23 protein-coding genes are annotated in these 21197 nt (G+C 62.3%); 12 read left to right on the forward strand and 11 right to left on the reverse strand.

Features of this window, described 5'->3' with window-relative positions; all coding sequences use genetic code 11:
- Positions 1–34 precede the first annotated feature (34 nt).
- From THALAR_RS11870 to THALAR_RS11880, 3 genes are read right to left on the reverse strand one after another with little or no spacing between them, the layout of a single operon-like run.
- Positions 35–1630 (reverse strand): ATP-dependent DNA ligase, encoded by a 1596-nt coding sequence (locus tag THALAR_RS11870; RefSeq protein WP_021101809.1) that lies wholly within the window; start codon positions 1628–1630, stop codon positions 35–37.
- Complete coding sequence (locus THALAR_RS11875) at positions 1627–2511, reverse strand: alpha/beta hydrolase (RefSeq protein WP_021101810.1); 885 nt, start codon at positions 2509–2511, stop codon at positions 1627–1629. Before THALAR_RS11875 ends, THALAR_RS11870 begins: the two co-directional genes overlap by 4 nt.
- Positions 2508–3518 carry a ligase-associated DNA damage response exonuclease gene (locus THALAR_RS11880; RefSeq protein ID WP_021101811.1) on the reverse strand — a complete coding sequence of 337 codons (1011 nt, stop codon included), beginning with the start codon at positions 3516–3518 and terminating at the stop codon, positions 2508–2510. The genes THALAR_RS11875 and THALAR_RS11880 overlap by 4 nt, the downstream gene beginning before the upstream one ends.
- Positions 3519–3603: 85 nt before the next feature.
- Between THALAR_RS11880 and THALAR_RS11885 the strand changes: the two genes are divergently transcribed.
- The 5 genes from THALAR_RS11885 to THALAR_RS11900 all read left to right on the forward strand — a co-directional run bounded on the left by THALAR_RS11885 (position 3604) and on the right by THALAR_RS11900 (position 7285).
- Positions 3604–4365, forward strand: coding sequence for an HpcH/HpaI aldolase family protein (locus THALAR_RS11885; protein ID WP_021101812.1), 762 nt, complete (start codon positions 3604–3606; stop codon positions 4363–4365).
- A gap of 126 nt (positions 4366–4491) precedes the next feature.
- Positions 4492–4650 carry an RSP_7527 family protein gene (locus tag THALAR_RS18455; protein ID WP_021101813.1) on the forward strand — a complete coding sequence of 53 codons (159 nt, stop codon included), beginning with the start codon at positions 4492–4494 and terminating at the stop codon, positions 4648–4650.
- Between the two features lie 166 nt (positions 4651–4816).
- Entirely contained in the window at positions 4817–5452 is a 636-nt protein-coding gene (locus THALAR_RS11890) for a DUF6778 family protein (RefSeq protein ID WP_021101814.1), read from the forward strand.
- An 82-nt stretch (positions 5453–5534) separates the two neighbouring features.
- The gene (locus THALAR_RS11895) at positions 5535–6746 is read left to right on the forward strand and encodes an RSP_2647 family RNA methyltransferase (RefSeq protein WP_021101815.1); all 1212 of its coding nucleotides are present in this window, start codon (positions 5535–5537) and stop codon (positions 6744–6746) included.
- On the forward strand, positions 6746–7285 hold the full coding sequence (locus THALAR_RS11900; RefSeq protein WP_021101816.1) for an RSP_2648 family PIN domain-containing protein: 540 nt from the start codon (positions 6746–6748) through the stop codon (positions 7283–7285). The genes THALAR_RS11895 and THALAR_RS11900 overlap by 1 nt, the downstream gene beginning before the upstream one ends.
- 104 nt (positions 7286–7389) lie before the next feature.
- On the opposite strand, the gene THALAR_RS11905 is transcribed toward THALAR_RS11900, so the two are convergent.
- Entirely contained in the window at positions 7390–8082 is a 693-nt protein-coding gene (locus tag THALAR_RS11905; protein WP_021101817.1) for a M48 family metallopeptidase, read from the reverse strand.
- A 168-nt stretch (positions 8083–8250) separates the two neighbouring features.
- On the opposite strand from THALAR_RS11905, the gene THALAR_RS11910 reads away from it, so the two are divergent.
- Positions 8251–9312 carry a Hint domain-containing protein gene (locus tag THALAR_RS11910; protein ID WP_021101819.1) on the forward strand — a complete coding sequence of 354 codons (1062 nt, stop codon included), beginning with the start codon at positions 8251–8253 and terminating at the stop codon, positions 9310–9312.
- Here the strand turns inward: THALAR_RS11910 and THALAR_RS11915 are convergent.
- From THALAR_RS11915 to THALAR_RS11930, 4 genes are all read right to left on the reverse strand, one after another.
- Complete coding sequence (locus THALAR_RS11915) at positions 9309–10499, reverse strand: vWA domain-containing protein (protein ID WP_021101820.1); 1191 nt, start codon at positions 10497–10499, stop codon at positions 9309–9311. The two genes, THALAR_RS11910 and THALAR_RS11915, sit on opposite strands and share 4 nt — an antisense overlap.
- Positions 10499–10672, reverse strand: coding sequence for a hypothetical protein (locus THALAR_RS18590; RefSeq protein WP_040818472.1), 174 nt, complete (start codon positions 10670–10672; stop codon positions 10499–10501). The genes THALAR_RS11915 and THALAR_RS18590 overlap by 1 nt, the downstream gene beginning before the upstream one ends.
- Positions 10673–10679: 7 nt before the next feature.
- Complete coding sequence (locus THALAR_RS11925; protein ID WP_040818474.1) at positions 10680–12044, reverse strand: DUF2927 domain-containing protein; 1365 nt, start codon at positions 12042–12044, stop codon at positions 10680–10682.
- Positions 12045–12299: 255 nt separating this feature from the next.
- Positions 12300–13139: an AAA family ATPase gene (locus tag THALAR_RS11930; RefSeq protein WP_040818585.1), complete on the reverse strand. Its 840-nt coding sequence runs from the start codon at positions 13137–13139 to the stop codon at positions 12300–12302.
- A 215-nt stretch (positions 13140–13354) separates the two neighbouring features.
- Between THALAR_RS11930 and dksA the strand changes: the two genes are divergently transcribed.
- Positions 13355–13777 carry an RNA polymerase-binding protein DksA gene (gene dksA / locus THALAR_RS11935; protein WP_021101824.1) on the forward strand — a complete coding sequence of 141 codons (423 nt, stop codon included), beginning with the start codon at positions 13355–13357 and terminating at the stop codon, positions 13775–13777.
- A gap of 65 nt (positions 13778–13842) precedes the next feature.
- On the opposite strand, the gene xth is transcribed toward dksA, so the two are convergent.
- Complete coding sequence (gene xth / locus THALAR_RS11940; RefSeq protein ID WP_021101825.1) at positions 13843–14625, reverse strand: exodeoxyribonuclease III; 783 nt, start codon at positions 14623–14625, stop codon at positions 13843–13845.
- 229 nt (positions 14626–14854) lie between these two features.
- Between xth and THALAR_RS11945 the strand changes: the two genes are divergently transcribed.
- Positions 14855–15040, forward strand: coding sequence for a hypothetical protein (locus tag THALAR_RS11945; protein WP_021101826.1), 186 nt, complete (start codon positions 14855–14857; stop codon positions 15038–15040).
- Between the two features lie 36 nt (positions 15041–15076).
- On the opposite strand, the gene THALAR_RS11950 is transcribed toward THALAR_RS11945, so the two are convergent.
- A complete protein-coding gene (locus THALAR_RS11950) occupies positions 15077–15400 on the reverse strand; it encodes a HesB/IscA family protein (protein ID WP_040818587.1) in 324 nt (107 codons plus the stop codon).
- 79 nt (positions 15401–15479) lie between these two features.
- Positions 15480–15899, reverse strand: coding sequence for a SpoIIAA family protein (locus tag THALAR_RS11955; RefSeq protein ID WP_021101828.1), 420 nt, complete (start codon positions 15897–15899; stop codon positions 15480–15482).
- 150 nt (positions 15900–16049) lie between these two features.
- Between THALAR_RS11955 and THALAR_RS11960 the strand changes: the two genes are divergently transcribed.
- The 4 genes from THALAR_RS11960 to nagZ all read left to right on the forward strand — a co-directional run bounded on the left by THALAR_RS11960 (position 16050) and on the right by nagZ (position 21196).
- Positions 16050–17222 (forward strand): deoxyguanosinetriphosphate triphosphohydrolase, encoded by a 1173-nt coding sequence (locus tag THALAR_RS11960; protein ID WP_021101829.1) that lies wholly within the window; start codon positions 16050–16052, stop codon positions 17220–17222.
- A gap of 136 nt (positions 17223–17358) precedes the next feature.
- Complete coding sequence (argS, locus tag THALAR_RS11965) at positions 17359–19101, forward strand: arginine--tRNA ligase (RefSeq protein WP_040818593.1); 1743 nt, start codon at positions 17359–17361, stop codon at positions 19099–19101.
- Positions 19102–19188: 87 nt separating this feature from the next.
- On the forward strand, positions 19189–20142 hold the full coding sequence (locus THALAR_RS11970; RefSeq protein ID WP_021101831.1) for an SPOR domain-containing protein: 954 nt from the start codon (positions 19189–19191) through the stop codon (positions 20140–20142).
- Positions 20143–20203: 61 nt separating this feature from the next.
- On the forward strand, positions 20204–21196 hold the full coding sequence (gene nagZ / locus THALAR_RS11975; protein WP_021101832.1) for a beta-N-acetylhexosaminidase: 993 nt from the start codon (positions 20204–20206) through the stop codon (positions 21194–21196).
- Position 21197 lies beyond the last annotated feature (1 nt).

A 21197-nucleotide genomic window follows, 5' to 3' on the forward strand; every position in this document is an offset into this window, starting at 1 on the left:
CCAGCCGCCGCGCCTGCGCAACAAAAACGTAGCGTCAGCCATAGGTCTCCAGCATCGCCTTCAAGTCTTCCAGTGTGTTGGCCTCTTGCACCGGCTTGTCGTGCCGCCAGCGCAGCATCCGCGGGAAGCGCAGGGCGACGCCGGATTTGTGGCGGGGGGAGGCTTGAATGCCCTCGAAGGCGATTTCGAACACATGCTCTGGCGTGACCTGCCGCACGGGGCCGAAACGTTGCAGGGTGTTCTTCTTGACCCAAGCCGTGATCTTGCGGAATTCGGCATCAGTCAGGCCCGAATAAGCCTTGGTGAAGGGGGTCAACTCGTTGCCGTTCCACACCGCGAAGGTGAAGTCGGTATAAAGGCCCGCGCGGCGTCCGGAGCCCGCCTGCGCATAGATCATCACCGCGTCGATGGTCAGCGGGTCGACCTTCCATTTCCACCAGTCGCCCTTTTTGCGGCCTGCCAGATAGGGGCTGTCGCCGCGCTTGAGCATCAGCCCCTCGGCGGCATGGTCGCGGGAGGTGGCGCGGATTTTGGCAAGGTCGTCCCATGTCTGGAACGGCAATTGCGCGGACAGGCGCAGGGGCGCGTCGGGGGGCAGCGCGTCGATCAGGGTCGAGAGCCGCGCGCGGCGTTGGTCCAGAGGCAACGTTCGCAGGTCCTCTCCACCATATTCCAGCAGGTCATAGGCGTAGAGGATCACCGGCGCGTCTTTCAGCAGCTTTTTCGGCACGGTCTTGCGCCCGATGCGTTTTTGCAGGGCATTGAAGTTTTGCGGCGCGTCGGCGGCGTGGTCCCATGCCAGAAGCTCCCCGTCGAACACGGTGCCGTCGGCGATGAAGTCGGGAGCGATGGCGAATTCGGGGAAGCGGTCGGTGATCAGCTCCTCGCCGCGCGACCACAGATAGGGCTGGCGTTGGCGGATAATCAACTGCCCGCGGATGCCGTCCCATTTGCGCTCTGCACGCCAATCGGCGGGAGGGCCGAGGGCGTCCAGATCCTCGAGTTGGTAAGCGAGGTAGAACGGATAGGGTTTGGAGGCGTCTGCCTCGGGGTCGTGCGCCTCGATCAGGTCGTGAAACGTGGTCGTGGCGGGCGTCCAGTCGCCCATCAGGCGGTGGGCGAGGGTGGCTTCCTCGATCTCGGTGGCCTGTGCCAGCGCACGCGTCATCAGCTTTTGCGACACCCCGATGCGCAAGCCGCCGGTGATCAGTTTGTTGAACAGGAAGCGTTCGATGGGCGGCAGGGTGGCCCACGCGTCCAGAACGGTTTGCTTCTTGGTGTCCATGTCCAGCGTGCCCAAGTCGCGGACGGTTTCCAGCCAATCTGTCAGGGTGCGGTCGCTGCTGCCGGTGGCGGGGGGCAGGACAAGGGCGATGGTCTCGGACAGGTCTCCGACGATGGGGTAGCATTCCTCGAACAACCACAGGGGGATGTCCGCGACCTCGGCGGCCCATTCGCGCAACAGCGTGGTGGTCACGCCGCGCTTGGGGCGGCGACCGGACAAGAGCGCAATGGTCCAGAGGCGGTCACTGTCAGGGGCGTCGCGGAAATAGGCGGCGAGGGCGGCCACCTTGGCGTTGGTCTTGGTGGTCTGGTCCAGTGCGGTGAACAGATCGGCGAAGCGCTTCATGGCAGGTGCACCCGCAGCTTTTGCACCAGATGCAGGACGGATGCATCGGCCTCGGGCGTCCATCCGGCGGCAAGTTGCCAGACATGGGGGACGTTGTCCCATGTCTGGAAATCGACGTCAGGCAGGGTCTCCGCCAGATGCGCGGCGTCGTCATAGAGCACCTCTCCCTCGGCTACATGCAGAGCGGCGGGCGGAGCCATGGACAGGTCCGCATAGGCGGGGGAGATGTCGGGGTCTTTGGGGTCGCGGCCTGCCAGATAGGCGGGCATGCAGCGCGTGACCCATGTGTGGGGCAGCAGCATATCCGTATCGCGGAACTTTATGCGGCTGGGGCCGGTATGCGCCAGATCGGTCAACGGCGACAGCAGCGCCAGTGCGGCGGGCTGGGGCAGGCCAAGGGCCGCGATGCGGGTCACGGTGTTAAGCACCAGCGTGCCGCCCGCGCTGTCACCGCCAAGCACGATGCGCTCCGGCTCGAAGCAGGTCAGGGCCAGCCTGTAGGCGGCGATGCAATCGTCGGGGGCGGCGGGATAGGGATGATCGGGCGCAAGGCGGTAGTTGGGCAGCCATGCCTCGGCCCCGATGCCAGCGGCGATGCGCGCGGCGAGCCAGCGGTGGGTGTAGGAGGAGCCGACGGTGAACCCGCCGCCGTGGAAATAGAGCAGCAGGTTGCCTCGCGCCGTGTTCGGGATCATCCGGCGGATGCAGAAGTTCGGCATGTGCAGGAACGCGCGTTTGGTGCCCCGCAACGGGCGCATTCCGCCGACCGCGAGGACGTCGAACACCCGCGCAAGCTTGCGCTGATCCTTGATCTTGGCAAATAGCGGCTTCTCGACATGGCGGGCGAAGCTGTTGAAAAGTTTTTGGCGGCGCGACGTCACTCGACGACCTCTGCATCCGCCGCATCGAGGCTTTCGCCCTCGTATTCGGTTTCCACCACGCCCGCGTCGTAGCCCTGATCGTTCAGCCAGCGGGCGAACTGGGACGTGTAGCCGTGGGTGACGAACACGCGCTCCGCCCCTGTGGCCTTGATCGCGGCGTTCAGGCCGTCCCAGTCGGCGTGGTCACTCATCACGAAGCCGCGGTCGGCGGAGCGGCGGCGTCGGTGGCCGCGCATCGACATCCATCCCGACGCAAACGCGGTAGAGGCCTGCCCGAAGCGGCGCACCCATGTGGAGTTCATGCCCGACGGCGTGGCGAGGACAAGTGCGCCCGCGTTGGCTTTCGTGTCGGTGTCGGGCGTCACGCGGATGGTGTCGGACAGGGACAAGCCTTGCGCGCGCAGCACCTCGTTGGTGTTCTCGATCGCGCCATGGGTCAGGATCGGGCCAATAGACGTGTCGACATTTGCGAGGATGCGCTGCGCCTTTCCCAAGGCATAAGCGCCAAGGATGGAGAACCGCCCCGCCGCCTTGTTGCCCGCCCACCACGCATTGATCTGGGCGATGACATCGTCTTGGGCGTCCCACTTGAACACCGGCAGGCCGAAGGTGCTTTCGGTGATAAAGGCGTGGCAGGCGACCGGCTCGAAAGGCTCGGAAAAGCCGTCATCGGTGGTTTTGTAGTCGCCGGAGGCGACCCAGACCTCGCCATCCACCTCGACGCGGATCTGGGCGGAGCCGGGGACGTGGCCTGCGGGGTGAAACGACACGCGGGCATCGCCGATCTGGCGTGTCTCGCCGTAGTCGACGGTATCAAGCGAGATGTCGCCCAAACGCAGGCGCATAACGGGGGCGGCGGCCCCGGTGGCAAGGTAGCTGCCATGGCCCCAGCGGGCGTGGTCGGAATGGCCGTGGGTAATCAGCGCACGGGAAACTGGACGCCACGGGTCGATGTAGAAATCGCCTGCGGGGCAATAGATGCCCTCGGGTTGGAACTGCAAGACCATGACGCTCAACTTAGCAGGGGCTGATTTGGTTGCCAGTGTTGGTTTTTGGGGTATTGATTGCGGAGCGAAACATTAGGGGACGGTCATGGGGTTTGCGGATTTCAAAGCGCGGATGGCATCGGGGGAGCGCCTGCTGGGCACCTTCGTCAAGACGCCTTCGGTGGAGATTGTGGAGATACTCGCCAAGTCCGGCCTCGACTTCATCTGTCTGGACGCGGAACACGCCCCTTGGGACCGGATGCGGCTGGACGCCTGCCTTGCGGTGGCGCGGGCGCTGGATTTCCCGACGATGGTGCGCGTGCCGTCAGGGGGGGTGGACGACATTCTGAAAGTGATGGATGCGGGGGCCGTAGGTATCGTGGTGCCGCATGTGGACAGCGCCGAGAAAGCGCGCGCGATTGCCAAGGCGGCGCGGTTCGGCCATGGCGGGCGCGGCTTCGCGGGCTCGACCCGTTGGGCGGGTTACGCGACACGGCCCATGGCGGAAATATTGGAACAGTCGCGCACGGAGACCGTCGTGATTGCCCAGATCGAGGAGCCGGAAGGCGTCGAGGATATCGCAGGTATCGCGGGGGCAGAGGGCGTGGACGGCGTGTTCATCGGGCCTGCGGATTTGTCGGTGGCCTATGGTGCCACGTCCGTGGACAACGACGAGTTGAAAGCGGCGATGACGAAGGTGGGCGAGGCCGCCCGCAAGGCCGGTGTGGCCTATGTGACCTGGGTGCCGAATGCGCATGCGGCGAAAGCGTGGGAAGGCTACGGCTTCAACGTATTTGTCATGGGGTCGGAGCATGCATGGATGCTGGCAGGCGCGCGGGCAGCGGTTGCCGGCATGCGGGAAGAGTAACCTAGGGTCAAAGGGTTATGGGCCGTTATGCAATTGCTGCATGGCAGCATTTCGGCTTTGTGTGGTGTGGGATCGGCAAGGTCGGCCTATGTGTCAGGCAACGCGTAACACCGAAGGAAAATCGCAATGACCGAAATGAAAACCTCCCGTATCGACCTTGAAGAGATCGAACGCAAAGCCCGCGAAATGCGTGCAGAATACACCACGCAGATGCTTAAAGCCGCTGGTGCATGGATCGTGTCCAAGTTCTCGAGCGCTCTGCCGGCAAGCTCCAAAACCGCCTGATCTCGGCGGTCAGGCCTGCTGTCAGGGCCACGTCGAATGACCAAAATCCCGGCTCCGCCCTTAAAGCGGTCCGGGATTTTCTCGTTTTGGTCTGATTTCAATTCTAGTACCTTACAAGTCTTAGGAAATACGCGCCCGATTCCCGTGCGCTGGAAAGGTCGAGAAGATGAAATTCACCAATTTGATTGGCGCTCTTGCCTTGGTTGCCGGATTGAGCGCGTGTGCCACCGTCGGTGGCGGCTCTTCGGGCAATGCCGCCGACCCCGTTTCTGCGGTGCCCGCCGAATTGACGGCGCTTAGCGCCCAGTGGCGGCTGTCAGATGTGCGGGTGAATGTCTCGGAAGATCTGAGCGTGTCGGAAGCCAACCTATACTATCCGGTCGCGGACATCGTCTGGCGCGAAGATCCGTTCGGGGACCGTCGCGCGCAGGTGGCGAAAATCGTCGATGACGGAATGACGGCGGGCCTGACCCATCTGAAGGGGCCGCAGCGGGTGTTCTTTGACGTCAATCTGCATCGCTTCCACTCGCTGAGCGAAAAGGCGCGCTATTCAATCGGCGGTGTGCACAACATTATATACACTCTGACCGTGGTTGACGCTGCCACCGGTGCGGCTTTGCATAGCCCGATCAAGATGGAGATTGATCTGAAAGCCTATGGTGGCGATGAGGCCCTCGCCGCCGAGCGAAAGGGCCTGACCCAGAAAGTGCGCATCCAGAGCCATCTGGCGAGCGTAATGCGTCAGGCTTTCAACGGCGGGCAGGAGATGCGCGTCGTGGCGCAGGCGGATGAGGCGTCGTAAGGCGTCGCCCGCGGCCCGACCCGCTAATCGCGAACGCACGGACGGGCTTTCGCCCGCTGAGAATACCGACTAAGGGGAGGATATGACATCCTCCCCTTTTTCCGCCTCACCCTATCCCGTCATTCGCCTGAAGCCGAAGGCCAACGCCCAGACCATCCGGGGCGGCGCCCCTTGGGTGTATGCCGACGAGCTGGTCACCGACCGCCGCACGCGGCGTCTGGAGCCGGGCTCGCTTGCGGTGTTGGAAGACAGCGACCGCGATTCCATTGCGGTCGTGACCATCAATGCCGAGTCCAAGATCATCTGCCGTGTCATGGATCGCGACCCCGCCGCCGAGCTGGATCAGAATTGGCTGCTGGTCCGCGTGCACCGCGCGCTGGCCTTGCGCGAGGACCTGTACGACGCGCCGTTCTACCGGTTGATCCATGCGGAGGCCGACGGCCTGCCCGGCGTGATCGTAGATCGCTTTGGCGATGTGCTGGTGATGCAGCCCAACGCGGCTTGGGCCGAAAAGGCGAGCGAAGCTTTGGCTGCCGCGCTTTCCGAGGTCACCGGAGCCACAACTGTTATCAAGAATGCCGCAGGCCGCGCTCGCGGATTGGAAGGCTTGGATGATGTGTCGACAACCCTGATCGGCGGTCATGAAGGCCTGATCGAAGTGCCGATGAACGGCGCGACCTATATGGCGGATGTGGAAGGCGGGCAGAAAACCGGCATGTTCTTCGATCAGCGCGACAACCATGCATGGGCGGCGAAGCTGCACAAGGGCGGGCGTGTGCTGGATGTGTTCTCACATGTGGGGGGCTTCTCGCTGGCCGCGCTGGCGGCAGGGGCATCCTACGCTTTGGCCGTCGATAGCTCGGAACCTGCATTGGCGCTGGCCGAGAAGGGGGCCGAGGCCTCCGGTGTCGCGGACCGGTTCGAAACCCGCAAGGGCGAGGCGTTCAAGGTAATGGAAGCGCTGGCCGCTGAGGGCGAGCTGTTCGATCTGGTGGTTGCCGACCCGCCCGCCTTTGCGCCGAACAAACAGGCCCTGTCCAACGGGCTGACGGCCTATAGTCGCGTGGGCTCCATGGCGGCGAAGCTGGTGAAGCCGGGCGGGTATCTGGTGCTGTGCTCCTGTTCCCACGCGGCCGATTTGACCAAGTTCCGCCAAGCCAGCTTGCGTGGTGTAGGCCGCGCGGGGCGTGAGGCGCAGATTATCCATACGGGAGCCGCCGGGGCGGACCATCCGTTGCATCCGGCGCTTGCCGAAAGCGGATATCTCAAGGCCATTTTCCTGCGTCTCGACTGATGCGCGCGTTGCTCGACGCCTGCGTGATCTACCCCACGGTGCTGCGCGAAGTGCTGGTGGGATGCGCGGGGCTGGGGTTGTATGAGCCGCTGTGGTCGGACCGCATTCTGGAGGAATGGGCGCGCGCGACGGTGAAGCTGGGGCCGGAGGCGGAAGTGCAAGCGCGGGGAGAAGTGGCGGTGCTGAAGGCGCAATTTCCCAACGCCTCCGTGCGGCCCCGCGATGGCGACATGGCACGGCTGCATCTGCCCGACGAGAATGACATTCACGTGCTGGCCGCCGCGATTGCGGGGTCGGCGGATATCCTTGTGACGCTGAACGCAAAGGATTTTCCACGGCAGGTATTGGCGTTCGAGGGGGTCCGGCGGCTCAGTCCGGACGAGTTCGCGATGGGGTTGTGGCTGGAGACACCTGCGGCGGTCGAGCAGGTGGTGCATGATGTGCACCGCGTTGCTTGCGAGATGTCGGGGGAGACGTTGGGGTTGCGGGCCTTGATGAAGCGGGCGAGATTGCCGCGATTGGGAAAAGCGTTGGGTTAAGTTGGGTTAAAGAGTTTCGCCGCGCTGGCGCGCGCCGACCGGTCAGGGGGCCAGCCCCCCGAACCCCCCGAGGTATTTTCGGAAAAAAGAAATCAGGGGTGGTGTCAGGTTTGGGGGATGCCCCATTTCGCCTCGCGCGCCTCGATGGCGGCGATGCGCTCGGCGGTTTTGGGGTGGCTGAGCAGCCAGGCAGGGGTGCCGGAGCCCAGACTGCCGGTCAGCGTGTCGAGCTTGCGGAAGAGGGATTTTTGCGGCGCGGTGCCAATGCCTGCCTTGGTGAGCAGGGCGGAGGCGTAGGCGTCGGCCTCGTACTCGTCGCTGCGCGACAGGCGGGCGGCAAGCATGGAGGTGAGCATGTTGGCAATCCAGATGCCGATGCCCGGCAGGAACCGGCCCAGCACCGTGGCGAGCGCCACGCGGATGGCGTTCTGGCCTGAAAAGTCAATCATGCGGCGGCGGGAATGGCCCAGGGCGACGTGTCCCAGCTCGTGGGCAATGACCGATGCCATTTCGGCGGCGGTGACCGAGCCGTCCTTGTATTTGTTGAAGAAGCCGCGCGTGATGAAGATGCGGCCATCCGGGGCGGCGAGACCGTTGATCGGCTCGATCTCGTAAATATGGACCTTGATCCGCGGCAGATCGAGCGCTTGGGCCATGTCTAGGTTGAGCAGGTCGAGTTCGGGGTCTTTCAGCCGCGATGACTGCTGATCCAGCGCCCGCGCGGTATTCCACGCGGAGAACTTGTACATCACCAGCGCGTAGATGATGGCGATCAGGATCGGGGTCAGCTTCAGCATACCTTTAGATATGGGGCGCGCAGGGCAGACTGGCAAGGTCTATCCGCTAGACTTGGCCTCGCGGTCGATGCCCAGACTTGGCGCGGTTTCGACCTCATTCCTGCCCTGCTTTCGTGTGATGCAAAACCGCTCTGCTTTTGCAGGTGGGGTGCGAGGAAGGGGCAAGTTTTGCCGAGTTATACAGTTTACACGCTTGGGGCGTCGCAAATCTCGATCTCGGGAGGTGCGGTGCTGTCCGGCTTTACCCAAGGGGACGGCTCGCATCTGGCGGGGCAGACGATCACGCTGAACTCCAATGCGTGGGAGACAGTGGCGATTTCCGATGACGACGCCAATTTCAACGACAGCGAAAACGGGCAGACATTGGACGGGGCGACGTCCTATGACGGGCTGACGGGGCTGGCAGGCAACGAGCGGGTGGAGGCGGAATACACGCTCACGCTGGAGGACCCGGATGGCAACACCTACACGGTGATTGGCTTCAACATCAACGAACCGGGCGGCGGGACCAGCTACGCGACCGTCGAGGGGCTGGCGTTCATTGGCGGTGTCGGGGAATTTCCGCCGCGCGGCGTGCCCTTGACGGTGGTTGGAACCAGCGAGGGGCCGTCGGGTTCCACGACGCCTTATTCGGGTTATGCGACGCCGCCTTGTTTCACCCCCGGTACGCGGATCGAGACCCCGTCGGGCCTTCGGTTGGTTGAGGATATTGCGGTCGGCGATCTGGTCTGCACTCTGGATCGCGGCGCTATTCCTGTCCACTGGGTGGGACGGACGCGACTGACGGCTGGAGACTTGCAGCGGCAGGCGCGGCTGCGTCCGGTGCTGATCGAGCGCGGCGCGTTCGGTGCGCAGGCGCCAGCGCGGGATATGATGGTCTCGCCGCAACATCGCATTTTGCTGGACGGACCGGCTGTCGAGTTGATGTTTGGCTGCGGCGAAGTGCTGGTTCCGGCCATTCATCTGGTGAACGGTCGGACAGTTCGGCAAGTGAGAAGCGATACCGGCGTTGAGTATCTCCATCTGGCGTTCGACGGCCATGAGGTCGTCATGTCTGAAGGCCTGCCGACCGAGAGCTTCTTCCCCGGCGCGACCGTGTTGCGGGGGTTTGACGCAAGCGTGGTGGCCGAGTTGGAAGCACTGTATCCGGGCTGCGCGGTGGATGCAGGCACGGCGGCGGCGCGGCAATGTTTGACCGGGCGCGAGGCGCGGGTGCTGGTGCCTGCCTAGCCGCGGGTGAGTTGCTTCATGCCCGCCTCGATGCCTTGCAGGGTCATCGGCACCATGCGGTCCGCGCCGAAAATCTGCTGGATCATGGTGATTGACTGGGTGTACCGCCAGAAGCGTTGTTCCAGCGGGTTGATCCATAAGTGGCTGGGCCATTGGTCGCGGGCGCGTTCCAGCCAGACTTGTCCGGCCTCCGCGTTCATGTGTTCGTTGGCCCCGCCGGGATAGGCGATCTCGTAGGGGGACATGGAGGCATCCCCGACGAAGATACATTTGTAGTCGGAGCCGTAGGTGCGTAGCACTTCGTGGGTCGGAATTTGCTCGTTCCAGCGGCGGGAGTTGTCCTTCCAGACGCCTTCATAGAGGCAGTTGTGGAAGTAGAAATGCTCCAGATGCTTGAACTCGGTCCGCGCGGCGCTGAACAGCTCTTCCACGACACGGATATGCGGGTCCATGGAGCCGCCGATGTCGAGAAACAGCAGGACTTTGACGGCGTTGCGCCGTTCGGGGCGGGTGACGACGTCGAGATAGCCGTGCTCCGCCGTGGCACGAATGGTGCCGTTCAGGTCCAGCTCCTCGGCGGCGCCTTCCCGCGCCCATTTGCGCAGGCGTTTCAGGGCGACTTTGATGTTGCGGGTGCCAAGTTCGATCGTGTCGTCAAGGTTGCGGAACTCGCGCTTGTCCCAGACCTTGACCGCGCGCTGATGGCGGGAGCCGTCCTGGCCGATGCGGATGCCTTCGGGGTTGTAGCCGTAAGCGCCGAACGGCGAGGTGCCAGCGGTGCCGATCCACTTGTTGCCGCCTTGGTGGCGACCTTTTTGCTCTTCCAGACGCTTTTTCAGCGTTTCCATCAGCTTGTCGAAACCGCCCAAGGCTTCGATCTCGGCGCGTTCTTCTTCGCTAAGGTGTTTCTCGGCCATCTTGCGCAGCCAGTCGTCGGGGAGGTCCATCGCCTCCAGCACGTCCTCGGTGGTGATCTGCTCAAGCCCTTGGAATGTATGGGCGAAGGCGCGGTCGAAGCGATCCAGATGCCGCTCGTCCTTCACCATTACGGTGCGAGCGAGGTAGTAGAACCCGTCAATGTCATAGGTGACGAGACCCGCCTGCATACCCTCGAGGAAGGCCAGATATTCGCGCAAGCTGACGGGGATTTTGGCCGCGCGCAGGTTGTCGAAGAAGGGCAGAAACATCAGGCTGCGACGGCGGCGCGGGCCAGATAGATGGCGACGAACAGTCCGATCAGGCCGAAGATGATGGCAAACCCGCCCGCATATTGGGCCATGTCGAGGCGGTTGCCGCCTTTGCGTTTTGCCACCACCGCGCCAAGAAGCGCGCCGATCAGCATACCGATGAGAGGGGCCATTTAGTGCCTAGCTCCGTACCCGGCGGGGGGCCAATGCTTTGATCTCATTGAGCCGCGCCCGCACATTGCGTTCCGAGCCGAAGCCATAGCGGCCCCAACCCAGACTGTCGAGCCTGACGCGGCGGGCCTCTTCGTCGCGGCCAGCGGCTTGAAGCGCCTCGGCTTTGATCATCAGAAGCGTCGCCAGCAGGGCGGCGTTGGAAGAATTGCGGGCAGCGGGGATGCCTTCGTCGGTCAGTCGGATCGCCACGTCGAGCTTGCCTGAGGACAGCGCGAAGGCGGCCATCTGGGTGTTGACATGGGCGGCGTGGACCGACGCGCCGTAGAGTTGCTTGTAGATGTTGCCGGACTGCACGAAGGCGGAGATCGCGGTTTCCGGCTTGGAACCCAGTGTAACGCGGCCTTGGACGAATAGTGAGAACGCGAGGCGGTTGTCTTTCCAGCCCTGCGCCTGGGCAATTTTCACGGCCTTGGCGGCTTGGCTGACACGCTGCGATTGCGACGTGCGCAGCGCCAGCGCGGAGGTAATCGCGTCGTTCCATTGCTTGGGCGTGCGGTTGGCACCTGCGTTGGTGGCGCGGTTGCCGCGCGGGTTCAACCGACCCAACACCGAGGGCAAAACGCGGGCGACCTGACCCCGGGTCATGCCGTTGCGCAACTCTGGCGCGTAGTAGGCGCGCAGGATCAGCATATCGAAGCCGGTCAGGATCGTGTGGAAATTGTCGTCGTTGAAAATGCTGTCAGGCAGGCGGTAAAGATCATTGAGCGGGCCGAGGGCCTGTGAAATTTCCTCGTGCAGGCAGTCGCGGACTTCCTGCGGCGACACGTCATTGGGGATGATGACAGTGGCTTTTGTGCGGTTGGATAAGCGGGTCCAGTCAGTCTTGCCGTTGCCACGATCGCGTTTGAACTCTGACCAGCCAGCGACGTTTGGAACGACGAAACAGGCGGCTTGCGGCACCGCGCGTTGCAGAGTCTTGCGCGGGATGGCCTCTACTATGATCTGCGCCGTCTCACCACGCGCGGCGCGGGAAATGTCGATACCCGCTTCCGAGCGCAGGCGGGCAAGCAGCCGGGCGAGGTCACCTTCGAGCGACGCGGGGGCCTGTCCGGTGACGGCAACTTTGATCGGCCCTTCGAACCTGGTCAGCCATGGCAGCGGGCGACCGCTTTCCATTTGGAAGGTCAGGTCCAGAAAATCTTGCGCAATTTGGGTATTTGGTCTGCTGACGCCACCAGCGCGCTGGCTGGTGAAGGTCTTCATTGGCGGAAGCGATGTCGCCATCGGTGCGTTGCGACCCGCCACCTCGTTATCGGTGGAAGGCACACAGGCGGCCATGAGGCACAGAATCGGAACAGCTAAGCGGCGCATCACAGCGTTATACCCGCGTTTTTTTGATCTGGCGCGATATTTCTGCAAAGGCGGGGGAACGTGGCGTCGTGGACACAATTGCGTGAGCGTTTCGCGATTGCTTCCAATTTGCGCTGTGCGCCGGTGATCGTCTCCGATTCTGTTGAAATACTCGTCACTTTTATTGCTCGTCCCTTGCTCGATTAACTTAGTGTTAAGCGATGCATTGGGGCGCGAGTTTGTGGCGAATTGGGCTTTTTGCGGGCTATTGTTTCGCTACCTCTGACCGCGGGCAAGAAAAGCGAGACGCTCGAACAGATGCACGTCCTGCTCGTTCTTCAATAAGGCCCCGTGCAGACGCGGCAACGCACTGTTTCCGGTTTGCTTCAAATCTTCGGCACTAAGATCCTCTGCCAGCAGCAGTTTCAGCCAGTCCAGCACCTCGGATGTGGAGGGTTTTTTCTTCAGGCCGTTGGTCTCGCGAATCTCGTAGAACTGCGTCAGCGCAGTGGTCAGAAGGGCGGGTTTCAGGCCGGGGAAGTGGACCTCCACAATGGCGCGCATCGTGTCGATATCTGGGAAGCGGATGTAGTGGAAGAAGCAGCGGCGCAGGAACGCGTCGGGCAGTTCCTTTTCGTTGTTGGAGGTGATGATAACGATGGGGCGCTGGCGGGCCTTTATCGTCTCACCGGTCTCGTAGACATGAAATTCCATCCGGTCGAGCTCTTGCAGCAGGTCGTTCGGGAATTCGATGTCGGCCTTGTCGACCTCGTCGATCAGAAGCACACATTTTTGTTCGCGATCAAAGGCTTGCCAGAGTTTGCCGCGTTTGATATAATTCGCAACATTATGTACTCTCTCGTCTCCCAACTGGCTATCGCGCAGGCGGGACACGGCGTCATATTCATAAAGCCCCTGTTGCGCTTTTGTGGTGGACTTGATGTGCCATTCGATCATCTCGAGGCCAAGCGCGGCGGATACCTGACGCGCCAGTTCGGTCTTGCCGGTTCCAGGCTCGCCTTTGACGAGCAGCGGGCGCTCCAGCGTCACCGCGGCATTGACCGCCACGGTCAGATCGTCGGTCGCAACGTAGCTTTCCGTGCCGGTAAACTTCAGGGCGCTGCTGCGGGGCGATGTGGAATCCATAACTAAAACAAGCCTCTGTGACGTGGAGTTGATGATCTGGCAATTGATCGCGCTAACGCCCTTTTAGCGTCCCTTATGTGCGTGACAAGGGGGGGGCGTTCGGTTACGAGGACGCAGGGAAGTTGAAGCATAATGGGTTTGAGTCGTATTCGACCGCCGATCATGCGCAAGAGTGAGGACCTGGGATGAAAGCCGAAGTATTTCTACCCGACGATTACCAGCCGGCCGAAGACGAGCCATTCATGAACGACCGGCAAACCGAATATTTCCGACGCAAGCTGCTGGACTGGAAGGCGTCAATTCTGGAAGAGACCGCGCAGACGCTGGTTGGCATGAAAGACGGCACGCGCAACATTCCGGACATCGCCGACCGTGCGTCCGAGGAAACCGACCGCGCGCTGGAGCTGCGGACCCGTGATCGCGAGCGCAAGTTGATCTCCAAGATTGACGCAGCCCTACGCCGCATCGACGAGGGCGAGTACGGCTATTGCGACGAGACCGGCGAGCCGATTTCGCTCAAGCGCCTCGACGCCCGCCCGATCGCGACCTTGAGCCTTGAGGCCCAAGAGCGTCACGAGCGCCGCGAGAAGGTCCACCGCGACGATTGAGCAGGACATCTGCTTAGAGAAAAAACCGCCGGTGCAGGAATGCTCCGGCGGTTTTTCTTTGGTGATTATGCTGCGAGTTCCACCCAGACGGGGACATGGTCGGACGGCTTCTCGCGCCCGCGATATTCGCGGTCGATCTGGCAGTCTTTCAACAAGTCAGCGGCCTGCGGCGTCAGCAATAGATGGTCGATACGGATACCATCGTTACGGTTCCACGCGCCTGCCTGATAGTCCCAGAAGGTATATTGCTCTGGCGCGGGGTTGCGGGTGCGGAACGCCTCGGTGAACCCGAGATTGAGGATGCGCCGATAGGCGGCGCGACTCTCCGGGTGGAACAGCGCGTCGTCGCGCCATGCGTCGGGGCGGGCGGCATCAATGGCCTGCGGGATGATGTTGTAATCCCCCGCCATCATTGCAGGCATCTCGGACGAGAGCAGGTCTTTCGCGCGGGCGTGCATCCGCTCCATCCATGCAAGTTTGTAGTCGAATTTCGGGCCGGGGCGGGGGTTGCCGTTGGGCAAATATAGCCCGCACAGGCGAACTGCATGTTGGTCGCCGACGACCGTGGCCTCGATCCAGCGGGCTTGTTCGTCGCTGTCATCACCGGGCAGGCCGCGCGTGACGTCCTCCAGAGGCAGCTTCGACAGGATCGCCACGCCGTTAAAACTCTTCATGCCATGGGTTTCGACATTGTAGCCCATGTCCTCGAAATGCTGGCGGGGGAAGGCCTCGTCCACAGATTTGATTTCTTGCAGCAGCACGACGTCGGGCTGCGTCTCGCTCAGCCAGTCGGTCAGCGCGTTGAGGCGTGCCTTGATGCCGTTGATGTTGAACGTCGCGATTTTCATGGAACAGACCCCCTTGCAGCTGATGTCAGGTATCCACTACGCCCCGCCCAAGGGCAAGAGTGAGGAGTTGTAGGTGGGCGAAAGTGCCGGGTTGGTTCATGCGATTGCGTGACGGAAAGGATACAGGCGGCGGCTGGTGTCGGGGTGCGGTGTCGCATTTTCGCCCCGTTTCGGTATGCTGCCTCTATAAAAGAACCAAATAAAAACAAAAAACTGCATGAGGCAGACCATGAGAGTAGTTGCGGTACTGGGCGCCTTGTTGGCGCTTACAGCCTGTGGGGTTCCAGAATCCGAAGATGTGCAGGCGTCGCGTGGGGCGATTCAGGGGCTATACTTCGTCCCGTTCAATCCCGAAATTCTGGAAAACTCACCGGCATGGGAAGCGGCGTTGGAGGAATACAAACGCACGCTTTGATCTGATACCGGACGGACGTTGCGCCTTCGCGCTTGTCTACATCGAAAATGACGTGCCGCAGCCGCAAGACGATGTGGCGTTGGGGTTCTTGATCACGAACCGCGCGCCGATCAGCTCTTCGGTGAAGTCGATCACAGCATCTGACAGGAATGGCAGCGAGACGGAGTCGACGACGACGGTTTCGCCGTCCTTTGACAGGATCAGATCGTCGTCAGCGGGTATGTCCAGCTTGATGTCATATTGAAAGCCGGAGCATCCGCCGCCATCAACCGCAACCCTCAACGCCTGACCCTGACCGGATGCACCGATCTCGGCGAGCCGCGCGAAGGCGCGGTCGGTCACTTTGGGGGGCAGGGTCATCTCCATAGCTTGCATCCTGTGATAGCGTTTCTGCCTTGAAGGTAAGGCGCGGGGCGACCGATCTCAAGATGTAGTCTGATCAGACGGGAAAACTGTCGTCGCCACCATCGTCGTCGATCTCGTCCACTGCAGGTTCAAGCTTCAGAAATGCCTCGGCCTGAGCCCGTTCGTCGGAGGTGAAGCTGCGGACCGACATGCCAGGAAGAATCGTGCCCTCAAGCTCTGCGATGTCGCGGATCCATTTCTGGTCCGACACCAAGGCCACCTTGGTGACCTTGCCCAACATGCCAAAGAGTTGCGGCAGACGCTTCATTTCCTCAAGGATCGCGCCTGCCTCGGGAAACTCTATGTCATGGTAGAGCGCGAGCATGCGCCCGTTTTTCATCTGTTCGGTCATCGGCAGCAGGGCATCGAGCCCCTTGGACATTTCGTCCGCCGTGATTTTGCCGCCGATTTCGATTTCGATGAGGTCAGCGCTTTTCTTCTCTACCTTAAACATGGTCAGCTTCCTTTCGGGCTGCGGGAGGTCGATCCTGTTCGCGCTATATACTTGGGCATCGTAACGGGTTTGCACAACCGGGGGCGCGCACTCGTCACTGGCGGCGTGCTGGTGTAGGACGGTCCAAACAAAAGAAACGAGGACGATAAAATGCTGGCCCCCTATGCCTGCCACCCCAGCGACAGCCGCGGGCGGCTGTATCCGGAGGAAGAAAGCACCTTCCGCTCCTGCTTCCAGCGGGATCGGGACAGGATCATCCACGCCAGCGCCTTCCGCCGTCTCAAGCACAAGACGCAGGTGTTCATCGAGCATGAGGGCGACTATTTCCGCACCCGCCTGACGCACTCCATCGAGGTGGCACAAGTGGCGCGGACCATCGCTGGTGTACTGGGGCTGAATGCGGAACTGACCGAGGCGGTCGCGCTGGCCCATGATCTGGGCCACACGCCTTTCGGCCACACGGGCGAGGAGGCGCTGGACGCGCTAATGGCCCCTTATGGCGGCTTCGATCACAACGCGCAGGCGCTCAAGATCGTGACCTCGCTGGAGCGCCACTATGCGGAATGGGACGGATTGAACCTGACCTGGGAAACCCTTGAAGGCATTGCGAAACATAACGGGCCGGTGACAGGCGACTTGCCCTATGCGCTGGCCGAATACTCGGCGCGGCACGATCTGGAACTGGGCACCTATGCGAGCGCGGAAGCGCAAGTGGCGGCCTTGGCGGACGATATCGCATACAACAATCACGATCTCCATGACGGGTTGCGGGCGGAGCTGTTTTCCACCGATGAGCTGGCGGAACTGCCCTTGGTCGGCCCGTGCTTTGCGCGGGTGGACGAGCTGTATCCGGGCCTGAACTACTATCGCCGCCGGCACGAGGCCTTGCGCCGCTTCTTCGGGCTGTTGGTTGAGGATGTGATCGCGGTGGCGAAAGCCCGGCTGACGGGCTTGGCACCAGGCTCTGTCGCCGATGTGCGCGGGGCGGGGCGGGCCATGGTGCAGTTCTCGCCCGAGGTCTGGACGGAGTTGAAGGTGATCCGCGAGTTCCTGTTCACGCGCATGTACCGCGCCCCCGCTGTGGTCGAGATGCGCGCGCAGGTCACCCAAGTGGTGGACGAGCTGTTCCCGCTGTTCATGGACCAGACCGACCTGCTGCCCAAACAATGGCGCAAGGATGTGGAGGACGCCGACGGGGAGACCGCGCTGGCCCGGATCGTCGCGGATTACATCGCAGGCATGACGGACCGGTTTGCGCTTCAGGAACACGAGCGATTGATTGGTGGCATTGCGGCGGACAGCTATGTGACGGGGCGCAGGTAGCGAAATTGTGCGCTGCGCGCGCTTTATGCTTGATGGGGGCTCCGCCCCCAAACCCCCGAGGTATTTTTGAAGCAATGATGGGGGTGGACCGTGCATCTGGGCGTGGTAAACCGCGCGGGACTGATGAGGTGAGATGATGAACCTGTTTTCCGATATTCGCGCCGTTGTGATCGCGTCGCTTGACGCGATGGTGGCAGAAGGTGTGCTGCCAGAGGGGCTGGACTTCGCCAATGTGGCGGTGGAGCCGCCGCGTGACGCGGCCCATGGCGACATGGCGACCAACGCAGCGATGGTGTTGGCCAAGCCCGCGCAGATGAAGCCACGCGACATTGCCGACGCCCTTGCGGCGAAGCTGATGGCGGATGACCGCGTGGCATTGGCCGAGGTCGCGGGGCCGGGCTTTCTGAACCTGCGGTTGGAGACGGGCGTCTGGGCCGGTGTCGTACAGGCCGCGCTGGAAAACGGCGCGGCGTTCGGGCGCTCCGATCTGGGGGCGGGGCGCAAGGTCAATGTGGAATATGTCTCTGCCAACCCGACCGGCCCTTTGCATGTCGGCCATACGCGTGGGGCGGTGTTCGGCGACGCGCTGGCGTCGCTGCTGGACTACGCGGGCTATGACGTCACGCGCGAATACTACATTAACGATGGTGGTGCACAGGTCGATGTTTTGGCGCGGTCTGTCTACCTGCGGTATGTGGAGGCCCATGACCTGAGCGTCGACTGGCCCGAAGGCAGCTACCCCGGCGACTACCTCATCGAGGTGGGCGAGGCGCTGAAAGCGAAGGTAGGGGACGCCTATCTCGACAAGGGCGAGGAGCACTGGCTGGAAGAGGTGCGCGACTTCGCAACCGATGCGATGATGGACCTGATCCGCGCGGATCTGAAGTCGCTGGGCGTCGAGATGGACAAGTTTTACTCCGAAAAGTCTTTGTATGGCACAGGGCTGATCGAGGCGGCGATTGCCGATCTGAAGGCCAAGGGCCTGATTTATCGCGGCACGCTGGAGCCGCCAAAGGGCAAGGTTCCCGAGGACTGGGAGCCGCGTGAGCAGATGCTGTTCCGCTCCACCGCGCATGGGGATGATGTGGATCGCCCGATCCAGAAATCCGATGGCGCGTGGACCTATTTCGCCCCTGATATTGCCTACCACTACGACAAGGTGCAGCGCGGCTTTGACGAGCTGATCGACGTGTTCGGCGCGGACCATGGCGGCTATGTGAAGCGGATGAAGGCGGCGGTCTCGGCTTTGTCGGACGGGCGCGTGCCGCTGGACATCAAGCTGACGCAACTGGTGCGGCTGTTCAAGAACGGCGAGCCGTTCAAGATGTCCAAGCGGGCAGGGACGTTTGTGACCTTGCGCGATGTGGTCGATCTGGTCGGCGCCGATGTGACGCGCTTTGTGATGCTGACGCGCAAACAGGACGCGCCGCTGGATTTCGACTTCGCCAAGGTGCTGGAGCAATCCAAGGATAACCCTGTTTTCTATGTGCAATATGCCCATGCGCGGGTGTGTTCGGTGCTGCGCAAGGCGCAGGCCGAAGGCTGGGATGTGTCCGATGCGACGCTGGCTAGGGTGGACCTGTCTGGCAACGCCCATGAGGCGGAGTTGAAGCTGGCGACGAAGCTGGCGGAATGGCCGCGCTTGGTGGAAATTGCCGCCCGCACGAACGAGCCGCACCGCATCGCGTTCTACCTCTATGAGCTGGCTGGCGAGCTGCATGCGCTCTGGAATCGTGGCAATGACGTGCCCGAGCTGCGCTTCTTGCAGGACAATCAAGATGCCAGCTTGCCGAAAATTGCCCTCGCACGTGCCACGGCGATTGTTATTTCCGCAGGTCTTGGTATTCTAGGGGTGGCTCCCGCCGAAGAGATGCGCTGACACCCAATGATCCGCGCCGGTCCGGAGAGCCACGAGCAGGCTTAAAGACAGACCACCCGAAACCAATTCGGGGGCGGAGAGGCGAGTATGGCAGATCTGGAATTTGGTGCGTTCGATGCGCCGGAGGCCCCGCAGCAGGGGGCGTTTTCGCGTGTGATGAACCTTGTGGGGGCAGGCAGCTCCGTGGTGTTGGTGTTGGGTTTGGCCGTCTGGGGCTACCAGCTGACCACCCGTGACGTCACCGACGTGCCTGTCATCCGCGCCCTTGAGGGACCGGCCCGTGTTCAACCCGCTGATCCTGGCGGGCAACTGGCGCAACATACTGGTTTGGCAGTAAATTCCGTGCAGTCCGAAGGCGAGGCCGAAGGGCCGACGCCGCAGGTGATCCTTGCGCCTGACCCCATTGACCTGACGCAGGAAGACAGGATTGCACCCGCACCGAATGAAGTCGAAGTCGACGCGGAAGGTGTGATCGAAGAGGTCGTCGGCACGATGGTGTCGCTGACCACTGAGCTCAGTGAAGATGACGTGACCGAGAGCGCGCGGGCGCTGGCCGACCAGATTGCCGATGGCGTCGAGCCGCTCGATGACGCAGACGAAGAGCTTGCAGCGGACCCCGCGCGCCCGATCCTTGACCCGAAAGTTCCCGGTGTGAACCGCTCCCCCGTGCCGGGGCGCAAGCCCGAGATTGATCTGGCCGCCATGCAGGAACGCGCTGCCGTGGCCGCGGCCGTAGCCGCCGTTGGTGGCGGAGAAGCAACAGCCGAGGTTGACCCGAGCACGATTGCGTCAGGCACCCGTCTGGTACAGCTTGGCGCATTCGACGATGCCGAAACCGCCCGCGCCGAGTGGGACAAGATCGCCGAACGGTTCGAGGATTATATCGACGGCAAGTCGCGGGTTATTCAGGAAGCCACGTCAGGCGGGCGCAAGTTTTACCGCTTGCGGGTCGTTGGCTTTGACGATCTGAACGCCTCTCGCCGCTTCTGCGCGGTTCTTGTTGCGGGCAAGGCGGCCTGTATACCGGTTCTGGCGCGTTAAACGGTCATTTGTTCGGTTTGTGCGAGCGTGCAATGCCGAACTTGTTTAAAAGGTCTCTGCAATGCTCTCAGGCGCTTACATTTTTGGGTGCGAAGGGCTGCGGCTATCCGAGGCGGAACATCGCTTTTTTGCAAGCGCACAGCCTTGGGGATTTATCCTTTTTGCGCGGAATATTGAAAATCGGGAGCAACTCTCGGCGCTGACCGACGAGTTGCGCTCCGCCGTTGGATGGAACGCACCGATCCTGATAGATCAGGAAGGCGGACGGGTGCAGCGGATGCGCGCGCCCGAGTGGCGGGAATACCCGCCCGCGCTGGACCAGATGGAGATGGCCGGAGACAATGCGGCACGGGCGATGTATCTGCGCAACCGGCTGATTGCGGCGGAATTGTCCGAGGTCGGCATCGACGTCAATTGCGCGCCGCTGGCGGACGTGATCTGGCCGGAAAGCCATCCGGTTTTACGCAACCGCTGTTACGGCTCGGATGTCGATACGGTGGTGGAGATGTGTCTGGCGACAGAGCAGGGGCTGCTGGATGGCGGCGTGTTGCCGGTGCTCAAGCATATTCCGGGCTATGGTCGTGCGGTGGTCGACGGGCATAAGGACCTGCCACGGGTCGACGTCCCCCGTGCCGAGCTGGACGCGCTGGACTTCGCACCGTTCAAGCGGCTGACCCATATGGCAATGGGCATGACTGCGCATATCGTATTTCCCTGCATCGACGATCTGCCTGCCACGACCTCGGCCAAGGCGATGAAGATGATCCGCGAGGAGATCGGCTTCGACAACCTGATCATGACCGACGACATCTCGATGGAGGCCCTATCCGGCACCGTGGCGGAGCGGGCGCGGGCCTCGCTGGGCGCGGGCTGCGACATTGCCTTGCATTGCAACGGTCGCATGTCGGAAATGGTGGCGGTGGCCGATGCGTCCGGCCCGATGCGCCTGCAATCGCAAACACGCGCGACGCGGGCGCTGTCGCAGCGCAGAACCCCAACAGATATTGACATTTCGGCCCTTGAGGCGGAGTTTCGCACCCTAGTTGCAGGGTAGC

This window comes from Litoreibacter arenae DSM 19593, from assembly GCF_000442275.2.
Classification (GTDB): Bacteria; Pseudomonadota; Alphaproteobacteria; order Rhodobacterales; family Rhodobacteraceae; genus Litoreibacter; species Litoreibacter arenae.